Source organism: Pedobacter sp. 01T416_2 (genome assembly GCF_056398925.1).
Genome location: NZ_JBFTQI010000964.1, coordinates 1 through 1,986 on the forward strand (window position 1 = coordinate 1; position 1,986 = coordinate 1,986).

1 protein-coding gene is annotated in these 1,986 nt (G+C 41.1%); it reads right to left on the minus strand.

What is annotated here, in order from left to right; translation table 11 throughout:
* Positions 1–449: 449 nt before the first annotated feature.
* Complete coding sequence (locus AC1DPQ_RS26335; protein WP_477579498.1) at positions 450–1,493, minus strand: IS110 family RNA-guided transposase; 1,044 nt, start codon at positions 1,491–1,493, stop codon at positions 450–452.
* Positions 1,494–1,986 lie beyond the last annotated feature (493 nt).

Consider the following 1,986-nt stretch of genomic DNA (forward strand, 5'->3'; position numbering starts at 1 on the left):
GTCTCCGATTGTCACTAAAGATCGCACAATGCCCAATTCAAATAGATTCTGTTAAAAGTCTGGCAGGAATTTTTTTAAATGCAAAAATCTGCCAAGAAATAAATTTCCTTTTTTCTTGCGAAAGCACCGAATGCCACCGACAGGTTGAAAGAAACCGGGGATCTTTTTTCCGGAGTTTTGGGTAAGGGGATAGATATGGCTGCAGTAATCAAAAAAGCACAGGGAATATTGGGATAAAATTTAAAACGGCAGTATTTTTGTTTAGAAGCTCAGGCTTATGGAGAAGTTTTAAAAAAGAAAAAATTGCTCCTTTATTGGTATTAAAAAGGGACGGAATTTTTCATCCCTCATCTTATAAGCTTATGAAGCCAAAGCTGAAGCTTTTTGAAGGTCAGCCATATTGATAATCGTCGGTCCGCGCGAGTATCAACATGGTCTTTTGTTCTTTATCAAGGGATGTAGGTTGTGGGTCTGTATTCGTGTTTTTTCTCATACAATCTATTGTTTTTGACACAGGCATATACCCTTGCGGCGATTTTTAACCGGATTGCATTGAGTACTGACATTTTGTGTTTTCCTTCTATGTCTATTTTGCGGTGATAGTAAGCCTTGATATCCGGGATGAACCTTCTGGCCAGAACTGCAGAGTTATGTAGCAGGGCTTTCATTTTTTTATTGGCAATCTTTGATATCCGGGTTTTCTTATGGACCGTGGTACCAGATTTATAAGGGAAGGGCGCTACTCCAGCGTAAGATGCGAACTGTCTGATGGTCTTTATGTTTTTAAATTCGTTGGTGCAGATAAGGATTTCCAGTGCGATCACGGGCCCGACACAGGGCACTGACTGCATTAAGGTCATCAGTCGGTTTGTTTCTTCATCCGCTTTCCATGTCGCCTCGATCGAATCTTCAACGTCCTGTATATCCAGTCTAAGGGCATCGATACTCCTGGAGCAAAGCCTGTTATTCTGTTCGATCAGGCCTTTCTTCACAAAGCCTGTATTCTCTTTTAAGGGTACCCGCATCGCGATATGAAGCGATTGTAAGCGCTTTCTTAAAGTGGATAAACCGGCCAATTGTTCGATGATCGGCCGCTTTGGTACCCTTAATCTTAATACATCCCTGGATTTATAGAGGTACAGCGCGATTCTTTCGGCGTCTTTTTTATCGGTTTTTCCTCGGATTAAACCCAAAGAATTTTTAATACGAAGGGGCGAGTCGACGACAGTATCGATTTTAAGCGTCTTCAGTTTGTTGATCAGGTAATTGCCATAGATTCCAGTATCTTCCATGCCAACAACGGCGTTTCTGGTGGTAAACTTCAAAGACGCTTTCAGGTGTAGCATATGGTCCTTGATCGCTTTTGGTTCATTGGGGATGGTATTGTGGACCAAAATAGATCCCCGAACCATGACAGCGATATCCAGGGTTTCTTTTGATATGTCGATCCCGATGAAATAGACATACTTTTTTGTCTTATTCAGTGCATCCATAGCTGACGGTTTTATAAGTCCCATCTTAAACGGTCAGGCGTTTTCTACAATTTAGATCTTACCTTTAGCAAACGCTCTGACTCACCTGACCGTTCTTTTAATTTGTGCTGACCATTAACTTATCGGGCCTCTTGCTTGCTGATTGGTCTTTCCAGAGTGTGCGCCTAAGTCTTCTCCCTATAATCATGATAAGTCAATTAAAATTTTGATGGGACTTGATTTCAAATCCAGTTTATTTAATACATACTTTTTTGTCTTATTCAATGCATCCATAGGCAATGGTTTTATTTCCCATCTTGAACGGTCAGGCGTTTTCTACAATTTAGGTCTTACCTAAGCAATAAGCCTGACTCACCCGACCGTTCTTTTAACTTGTGCCGACCATTAACTTATCGGGCCTCTTGCTTGCTGATTGGTCTTTCCAGAGTGTGCGCCTAAGTCTTCTCCCGATAATCATGATAAGTCAATTAAAATTTTGATGGGACTTGATTTC